The sequence below is a fragment of the Mesorhizobium sp. M7D.F.Ca.US.004.03.1.1 genome (genome assembly GCF_003998635.1).
Classification (GTDB): Bacteria; Pseudomonadota; Alphaproteobacteria; order Rhizobiales; family Rhizobiaceae; genus Mesorhizobium; species Mesorhizobium loti.
Genome location: NZ_RZQG01001536.1, coordinates 1 through 785, shown reverse-complemented (window position 1 = coordinate 785; position 785 = coordinate 1). Strand labels below are relative to the sequence as shown.

The window sequence follows — 785 nt, the reverse complement described above, 5'->3', positions numbered from 1 at the left end:
CGGCATTTCCGTTCATGGCCATTGGCAGGATGGATATCGGCATGGCGCCGTGCCTGGTCGGCCGCGTCAGCTACACCGGCGATCTCGGCTACGAGATGTGGGTAGCGCCGGAGTATCAGCGCGCCGCCTTCCAGGCCCTGATGGCTGCGGGTGAGGAATTCGGCATCGGCCTGTTCGGCTCGCGTGCGCTCAACGCGCTGCGGCTGGAGAAGAACTACGGCTCATGGGCGCGCGAATACCGGCCGATCTACGGTCCGCTGGAAGCCGGGCTCGACCGCTTCGTCGCCTATGGCAAGGACGCCGACTTCATCGGCAAGGCCGCGGCTCTCGCCGAGCGCAAGCAGGGCGGCAAATTGCGCCTGCGTGCCTTCATCGTCGAGGCCGACGACGCCGATGTCATCGGTGACGAGCCGATCTGGTTCGACGGTGCGGTGCGCGGCTGGGTGACCTCGGGCGGCTATGCACATCACTCGAAGAAATCCGTCGCCGTCGGCTACGTGCCGAAGGAGATCGCCGATGAGAGCGACGGCTTCGAGATCGAGTTGCTGGGCAAACGCCATGCGGCGCGCATGCAGCCGGCGCCGCTGTTCGACGCCAATTTCGAAAGGATGCGCGCCTGAAGCCTAGGCGCGCATTATTCAAATTATCAAGGTGCTACGTGCTGCGGCGGTTGTCCAGCGCGAAGGCGCCGGCGCCGGCAAAGAACAGATAAAGGAAGATGAAGCAGAACGAGATTGCCAAATCGCCGCCGTTGTTGACCGGGAAGAAGTCGCGCGGCATATGCG

At 63.9% G+C, this 785-nt stretch carries 1 protein-coding gene and 1 pseudogene; one reads left to right on the top strand and one right to left on the bottom strand.

The features are described 5' to 3' along the window. On the top strand, window positions 1–620 hold a 620-nt coding region (locus tag EN935_RS38500), incomplete at its 5' end, for an aminomethyltransferase family protein (protein WP_164771851.1). Between the two features lie 34 nt (window positions 621–654). On the opposite strand, the pseudogene EN935_RS42610 reads toward EN935_RS38500, so the two are convergent. Further along, a pseudogene (locus tag EN935_RS42610) lies at window positions 655–785 on the bottom strand (DoxX family protein); the annotation flags it as partial.